At 73.4% G+C, this 6,831-nt stretch carries 7 protein-coding genes; 3 read left to right on the plus strand and 4 right to left on the minus strand.

The genetic code is table 11. From position 1 onward, the window contains the following. From L0B03_RS11870 to msrA, 4 genes are all read right to left on the minus strand, one after another. A partial coding sequence (locus tag L0B03_RS11870; RefSeq protein ID WP_250446006.1) for a histidine kinase dimerization/phosphoacceptor domain-containing protein occupies positions 1 to 812 on the minus strand: 812 nt, incomplete at its 3' end. 92 nt (positions 813 to 904) lie between these two features. Next, positions 905 to 1,771 carry an ABC transporter permease gene (locus L0B03_RS11875; RefSeq protein ID WP_250446007.1) on the minus strand — a complete coding sequence of 289 codons (867 nt, stop codon included), beginning with the start codon at positions 1,769 to 1,771 and terminating at the stop codon, positions 905 to 907. Beyond that, positions 1,768 to 2,757: an ABC transporter ATP-binding protein gene (locus L0B03_RS11880; RefSeq protein ID WP_250446008.1), complete on the minus strand. Its 990-nt coding sequence runs from the start codon at positions 2,755 to 2,757 to the stop codon at positions 1,768 to 1,770. Before L0B03_RS11880 ends, L0B03_RS11875 begins: the two co-directional genes overlap by 4 nt. Positions 2,758 to 2,902: 145 nt before the next feature. Beyond that, positions 2,903 to 3,529, minus strand: coding sequence for a peptide-methionine (S)-S-oxide reductase MsrA (msrA, locus tag L0B03_RS11885; RefSeq protein ID WP_284501713.1), 627 nt, complete (start codon positions 3,527 to 3,529; stop codon positions 2,903 to 2,905). Positions 3,530 to 3,671: 142 nt separating this feature from the next. Here msrA and L0B03_RS11890 point away from each other — a divergent pair, with 142 nt between their 5' ends. From L0B03_RS11890 to L0B03_RS11900, 3 genes are all read left to right on the plus strand, one after another. Then, entirely contained in the window at positions 3,672 to 4,889 is a 1,218-nt protein-coding gene (locus L0B03_RS11890; protein ID WP_250446010.1) for a cystathionine gamma-synthase, read from the plus strand. Continuing rightward, positions 4,886 to 6,151, plus strand: coding sequence for an AI-2E family transporter (locus L0B03_RS11895; RefSeq protein WP_250446011.1), 1,266 nt, complete (start codon positions 4,886 to 4,888; stop codon positions 6,149 to 6,151). Before L0B03_RS11890 ends, L0B03_RS11895 begins: the two co-directional genes overlap by 4 nt. A 5-nt stretch (positions 6,152 to 6,156) precedes the next feature. Continuing rightward, positions 6,157 to 6,831, plus strand: a 675-nt coding sequence (locus L0B03_RS11900) for a threonine/serine dehydratase (RefSeq protein WP_250446012.1), incomplete at its 3' end; no start/stop codon positions are given.

Consider the following 6,831-nt stretch of genomic DNA (forward strand, 5'->3'; position numbering starts at 1 on the left):
TCGTCCAGGGCCGCGCGGGAGCGGTCGGCGGCGCGGTCCAGGGCTGCTCCGGCGCCGTCGGCGAGGGCGATCATCACCGAGAGGCTGTGCGCGACGACGTCGTGCATCTCGCGGGCGATGCGGCTGCGCTCGGCGGCCCGGGCGAGCTGGGCCTGCTGGTCGCGCTCACGGGCCAGGGCGTTGCCCCTCCCGACGAGCTCGGCCACGTGCAGCCTGCGGTTGCGGACGCTCGAGCCGATGGCGATGGCGACCAGGCCGATCATGACCATCGAGGTGATCGTCCCGGCCCGCTGGTCGCTCCCGATCGCGACGCCCTCCTGCTCACCCTCCGGCTCGCCGACGGTGGCGACGAGGCCCGTCGGCACGTCGAGGTCGGTCATCGGGGCCTCCCACAACCAGACCCCGGCCCCGAGGACCAGGCACAACGTGAGCAGAGTGAGCCATGCGGTGCGCGCGGGCCGTGACGCCGCGACGGCGTAGACCATGAAGGCCAGGCCCAGGTCGAAGCCCTCGATGCTGCCGGTCACCCCCACGCAGGCGAGGCCCAGGGCCCCGATAGCGCCGGAGACGAGCAGGGGCCGACGGCGACGCCAGTACAGGGCGGCGGCACCGGCAAGGGTCAGCGCGGTCGCGACCACGCGGTCGGTGCCGTCCTGGTGCATCCCGAGCAGGGGCTCGAGGACCAGGGAGAGCAGGGCGGGCACGGCGAACAGCGCCATGACGACGAGGTCCATGGCCACCGGGCGTCGCGCGAAGTACCGCCGGACCGGTCCCAGACGCCGGGTGTCGAGCTCGGTGAAGGCAGGGGTCACGGGTGGGCCCGCTCACCTGGGCGCAGCACGACACCCCGCCGTGCCCCGGGGAGGGGCGCGGCGGGGTGTGCGAGCCGTGCAGGGGTGGGCACCTACGCGTCCCGGCGTCGCACCAGGACGGCCGCCGCGGCGAGGAGGACGACGGTCCACAGCGCCAGGACCCCGTAGCCCCCCCAGGGGCTGAGGCTGACGGTGTCGCGAGCGGCGTCCATCATCTCGAGGGTCGCGTCGTCCATGATGAGGCGGGTGCCTGCGGTGGACGGCAGGAACGGGCTGATCACCTCGAAGAAGCGGAGCGGTAGCACCGAGAGCACCTGCTCGATGACCAGCAGCAGCCCGAGGACCACGGCGAGGGCTCCGGCCGAGTGGCGCAGCAGCGTGCCGATCGCGAAGGCGAACACTGCGATGGTCGAGAGGTAGAGCGGCGTGCCGAGCAGGATGCGCAGCGTCTCGCTCTCGCCCAGGTCGAGGCTCAGGCCGAGGTCGCTCGCGAAGGGCTGCACGGCGACCCAGGCAAGGGCGATCGCGACGAGCGACGTGACGGCCACGGTCACCACGAGCACCAGGGCCTTGGCCCACAGGGTCGGCAGCCGACGCGGGGTCGCGGCGAAGGTCGAGCGGACCATGCCGGTGCTGTACTCGCCGGTGATCGTCAGGATGGCGAGCACGCTGACGGCGAGCTGGGCGAAGAACCATCCGCTGGTCACCACGGAGGCGCCGCTCACCGGGCCGAAGTCCTCGGCCCCGATCTGGCTGATGCCCCAGGCCTGCAGGAAGGCCATCCCGACCATGAGCAGCGCCGTGATGGGCAGGGTCCAGGCCGCGGCGCGGACGGTGCGGAACTTGATCCACTCCGAGGCGACCACGCGGGGGAAGGTCACCCCGAGGCGGTCCGGGGCACCGGCCCGGGGACGGTTGCGGCTCGTGGACGGGTCGGCGGTGGGGGACAGGGTGGTCATCGCACGGCACCTTCGGTCGCGGACGCCGGGGCGCCCGGGGTGGTCAGGGAGGGGGCGGTCGCGGGCGCTGCGGGCTGCCCGACGTCGGAGGAGTGGTACTCGACCGAGTCCGCCGTGAGCTGCATGTACGCGTCCTCGAGGGAGCCGTGCAGCGGGGTGAGCTCGTGCAGCACGATGCCGGCCCCGGCGGCGGCCTCGCCGATCGCGGGGGCGGTGCTGCCGGTGATCTCGATCAGGCCCGGCTCGGCCGAGGTCACGGTGATCTCGGGGCCCCGGACCAGCTCCTCGAGGGCGCCGGCCTGGGGGCTGCGCACCCGGACCGTGGTGCCCGCCGCACGGGCCACGATCTCGGCGACCGGGGCGTCGGCGATGAGCCGACCGCGCCCGACGACGATGATGTGGTCGGCCGTCACGGCCATCTCGCTCATGAGGTGCGAGGAGAGGAACACCGTCCGGCCCTGGCGGGCCAGGTACTGCACCAGGTTGCGGACCCAGAGCACGCCCTCGGGGTCGAGGCCGTTGACCGGCTCGTCCAGGATGAGGGTCTGCGGGTCGCCGAGCAGCGCCGAGGCGATGCCGAGCCGCTGGCCCATGCCGAGGGAGAAGCCGCCGACCCGCTTGCGGGCCACGGCGTCCAGGCCGGTCATCTCGATGACCTCCTGGACGCGCTTGCGGCCGATGCCGTGGGTGGCTGCCTGGGCCAGCAGGTGGTTGTAGGCGGAGCGTCCGGTGTGCACGGCCTTGGCGTCGAGCAGGGTGCCGACCTCGTGGAGGGGGGCGGAGTGCTCGGCGTACCGGCGACCGTTGACCGTCACCGAGCCGCTCGTGGGCCGGTCGAGCCCGACGATCATGCGCATGGTGGTCGACTTGCCGGCCCCGTTGGGGCCCAGGAACCCGGTGACCTTCCCCGGGGCGACCGTGAAGGTCATGTGGTCGACGGCGACCTTCGAGCCGTACCGCTTGGTCAGGCCAGTGGCCTCGATCATGGTCTCTCCTCGTCCGTGGTGACACGTCGAGCCTAGGGACCACGGGGGTCGCGCGGCACCCGTCGCAGGGACGATCTGGGGACGAGAGCGGCGTACGCCCCAGGGCTGGGACGTACGCCGCAAGGATGACCTCGTACCGGGTGGCTCAGCTCGGCAGCGGGCAGGCGACCCCGGTCGAGTGCACCGGGCAGTAGCCGTGGGGCACCTTGTGCAGGTACTGCTGGTGGTCGGCCTCGGCGTAGTAGAACGGGCCGGCCTCTGCCGCGCTGCGGATCTCGGTGGTGATGTCCCCGTAGCCGCGCTCGCGCAGGGCGGGGGTGTAGGCCTCACGCGTGGCTCGCGCCGCCTCGGCCTGGGCCTCGGTGGTCGTGAACACCGCCGAGCGGTACTGGGTGCCGACGTCGTTGCCCTGCCGGTAGCCCTGGGTCGGGTCGTGCAGGGACCAGAAGGTCCGCAGCAGCTCGGTGTCGCTCAGCACGGTCGGGTCGTAGGCGACCAGCACGGTCTCGGTGTGGCCGGTGAGGCCCGTGCAGACCTCCTCGTAGGTGGGGAAGGTCGTGTACCCGCCCTGGTATCCGGCCGCGGTGGTGACGACGCCGGGCAGCTGCCACATCTCCTTCTCGGCGCCCCAGAAGCAGCCCAGGGCCAGGTGCAGGGTCGCGGTGCCCTCGGGCCAGGGCCCCGCGAGGGGCGTCCCCAGAACGGCGTGCCGCTCCGGGACGACGAAGGCCGGGGCCTCACGCCCGCTCAGGGCGCGCTCCTCGGTGACCATCGTGGTGCGCAGCGCCGATCCGAACGATCCGAACACGGTCGTCCCCTCTCCGTCGTGGTGCACGGCACCTCGCGCGCCGCTGCTGGGGGAACGTCGGGAGCGAGGTCGGGTGTTCCCAGTCCGTACCGTCTAGCCTGGTGCCGTGACCACCGCAGACGTCCCCAGGCAGCACGACTGGACCGGTTCGGGCTTCTCGACCCGCGCGATCCACGCGGGCCAGGACCCCGACCCCACCACCGGGGCCGTCGTCCTGCCGATCCACCAGGTCTCGACCTACAAGCAGGACGGCGTGGGAGGGCTGCGTGGCGGGTACGAGTACTCCCGCTCGGCCAACCCCACGCGGACCGCCCTCGAGGAGGCGCTGGCCTCGGCCGAGCAGGGGGCCGCGGGATTCGCGTTCGCCTCGGGCCTGGCGGCCGAGGACACGCTGCTCCGAGCCGTCCTGCGCCCCGGCGACCACGTCGTCGTGCCGGACGACGCCTACGGCGGCACCTACCGCCTGGTGGCCCGGGTCTTCGGGGCCTGGGGCATCGACCACACCCCGGTGGACCTGACCGACCTCGACGCGGTCGCCACGGCGATCCAGCCCGGTCGCACCAAGGCCGTCTGGGTCGAGACGCCGACCAACCCGCTCCTCGGCATCAGCGACGTCGCGGCCCTCTCGGCCCTCGCCCGGGCCGCGGGTGCCGTGCTCGTCGTCGACAACACCTTCGCGACGCCCTACCTGCAGCAGCCCCTCGCCCTGGGGGCCGACGTCGTCGTGCACTCGACCACCAAGTACATCGGCGGGCACAGCGACGTCGTCGGCGGGGCCCTCGTGGTGGCCGACGGCGCCCAGCTGCCGGTGGGCCTCGAGGGGCCCACGGGCTCGAGCGCGCTCGCGGACGCCGTCGGGTTCCACCAGAACGCCTCGGGCGCGGTGGCGGGACCCTTCGACGCCTGGCTCACCCTGCGCGGTCTCAAGACTCTCGCCGTGCGCATGGACCGGCACTGCGCCAACGCGGCGGCCGTCGCGGCCTTCCTCGGGTCCCACCCCGCGGTGACCCAGGTCATCTACCCCGGCCTGGCCGACCACCCCGGGCACGACGTCGCCTCGCGGCAGATGAGCGGCTACGGGGGCATGGTCTCCTTCCGCACGGGCAGCAAGGAGAAGGCCCTCGACGTGTGCTCGCGCACCCACGTCTTCATCCTCGCCGAGTCCCTCGGCGGGGTCGAGTCCCTCATCGAGCACCCGGGCGAGATGACCCACGCCTCGGTCGCCGGCTCGGCCCTCGAGGTGCCCGACGACCTGGTGCGCCTCTCGGTCGGCATCGAGGACGTCGCGGACCTGGTCGCGGACCTCGGTCAGGCCCTCGCGTGAGCGGTGAGGGCCCGGGGCGTCGTCGGCGGTCGGGCCGGGGCTCGGCCCCCCAGCTGCCGGCGGAACCACCGGCCGCACCGGACGCCTCGCTCACCGCCTCAGCCGCGGCGTCGGCCATGGCCCGGGAGTCGGTGCCGTTGTCGGTCCGGGTCGCGGCAGCGTGGTCGTGGCGCATCCTGCTCATCTGCCTGGGCGTCGCAGGCCTGGTGCTGGGGCTCGCCGTCGCCAAGGTGCTGTGGGTCCCCGTCGTCGTCGCGCTCCTGCTGACGGTGCTGCTCAACCCGGTGGTCGACGTCCTCGTGCAGCGTCTGCGGTTCCCCCGCGGCCTCGCGGCCGCCGTGACCGTGGTCGGCCTGGTCGCTGTGGTGGGTGGTCTGCTCACCCTCGCGGGGCAGCAGATCATCCAGGGCTTCGCCGAGCTGTGGGACCAGGTGCAGAGCGGGTTCCAGGAGCTCCTCAACCAGCTCGAGAACACACCCTTGGGCATCGACGGGGCGCAGGTCGACGAGCTGCTGTCCGAGCTCGGCACGCAGGTCGGCGAGAACAGCGGCATGGTCGTCTCGGGCGCGCTGTCGGTCACGACGACGATCGGCCAGGTCCTCATCGGGATGGTCATCGCCCTGTTCTGCCTGCTGTTCTTCCTCAAGGACGGCTCGCTCATCTGGGCCTGGCTCCTGCGCCTGCTGCCCCAGAACGGTCGGCACCGCGCGTACGAGGCCTCGCGACGCGGGGTGGTCACCCTCGGGTCCTACACCCGCGCGCAGATCCTCGTCGCCTTCGTCGACGCGATCGGCATCGGCATCGGTGCGGCGATCCTCGGGCTGCCCCTGGTGGTGCCGTTGACCGTGCTCGTCTTCCTCGCGAGCTTCATCCCGTTCGTCGGGGCGATCGCGACCGGCATCGTCGCGGTGCTCGTCGCCCTCGTCGACCAGGGCCCAGGCACCGCCCTGGCGATGCTGCTGATCGTCGTCGGGGTCCAGCAGCTCGAGGGCAACGTCCTGCAGCCGCTGCTCCTGGGCCACGCGGTGTCCCTGCATCCCGTGGCCGTCGTGCTCGCGGTCTCGGCCGGGTCGTTGGCCGCCGGGATCGTCGGCGCGCTGCTCGCGGTGCCCGTGGTCGCGACGATCAACACGGTGGTCCTCTACCTGCACGGCCGGGACAAGTTCCCCTACCTCGGGCTCGACCCCGGGGGCTTCGAGGCCGAGCTCCGCAAGCTCGGAGGGGCGCCCGCCCAGCCGCGTCGGCGCGGCCGCGAGTCGTGACCCCGGTGGGGACGGACGACGCGAACGGCTCCGGGGCCGACTCCCGCCTGGCGGTCGGCCCGCAAGAGGTGGCGAGCGCCGCGCAGCTCCTCGACGGGGTCGCCACCCGCACCCCGATCGAGCTGAGCCGTGCGCTGAGCGACCTGGCCGGCGGGCCCGTGCTGCTCAAGTGCGAGAACCTCCAGCGCGCCGGGTCCTTCAAGCTGCGGGGCGCGTACGTGCGCATGTCCCGGCTGACCGAGGCCGAGAAGGCCCGGGGGGTCGTCGCGGCGAGCGCCGGGAACCACGCGCAGGGCGTCGCGCTCGCGGCCCGCATGCTCGGGGTGGCTGCGACGGTCTACATGCCCTCAGGTGCCGCGCTCCCCAAGGTCGCCGCGACCCGCGAGTACGGCGCCGAGGTCGTGCTCGACGGCACCTCGGTCGACGACGCGCTGCGGCTGGCCCAGGCCCACAGCGAGCGCAGCGGTGCCGTGCTCATCCACCCCTTCGACCACGCCGACGTCGTGGCCGGGCAGGGCACGGTCGGCCGGGAGATCCTCGAGCAGGTGCCCGACGTGCGGACCATCGTGGCGCCCGTCGGCGGCGGGGGGCTGGCGGCAGGAGTGGTGGCGGCCCTCGGCGACGAGCACCCCGAGGTCGGGGTGCTCGGGGTCCAGGCGGCGAGCGCCGCTGCGTACCCC

The organism is Actinotalea sp. C106 (assembly GCF_023630195.1).
Lineage (GTDB): Bacteria > Actinomycetota > Actinomycetes > Actinomycetales > Cellulomonadaceae > Actinotalea.

Bases quoted from the DNA above. Each gene is read 5' to 3' on its own strand.
- L0B03_RS11875 (WP_250446007.1), bottom strand. From the start codon at position 1,771: ATGACCACCCTGTCCCCCACCGCCGACCCGTCCACGAGCCGCAACCGT.
- L0B03_RS11880 (WP_250446008.1), bottom strand. From the start codon at position 2,757: ATGATCGAGGCCACTGGCCTGACCAAGCGGTACGGCTCGAAGGTCGCC.
- msrA (WP_284501713.1), bottom strand. From the start codon at position 3,529: ATGGTCACCGAGGAGCGCGCCCTGAGCGGGCGTGAGGCCCCGGCCTTC.